This is a genomic window from Lacinutrix sp. MEBiC02595 (assembly GCF_053601555.1).
The window spans coordinates 1-262 of sequence record NZ_JBSHNU010000058.1; the positions used below are offsets into that span (position 1 = coordinate 1).

General features: G+C 37.8%; 1 protein-coding gene. It reads left to right on the forward strand.

Annotated features, from left to right (window positions below; translation table 11 throughout):
• Positions 1-262 (forward strand): hypothetical protein (locus tag ACVCZW_RS00220; RefSeq protein ID WP_452231312.1); only part of this gene is annotated, 262 nt, incomplete at both ends.

Below are 262 nucleotides of genomic sequence, written 5' to 3' on the forward strand. Positions count from 1 at the left end.
ACAATTACAGTTACCTATACCGTTGCAGATGATTGTGATAACGAAACTATACTTGTTGCCATTCTTACGCTTAACGATTCTATCGGTCCAGATTTAACAGTTTGTACTACAGTTACAGATACCTCTGTAGATTGTACAGCAGATGATAACGAAACTATTGCCGATGCTTGGAATACTGCTAACATACTTGCGCTTGAATCTTGTGGTTCAGATAGTTGTGATGCAGATGGTGTTTATAACGTAACTTCCAATTACGACTTCA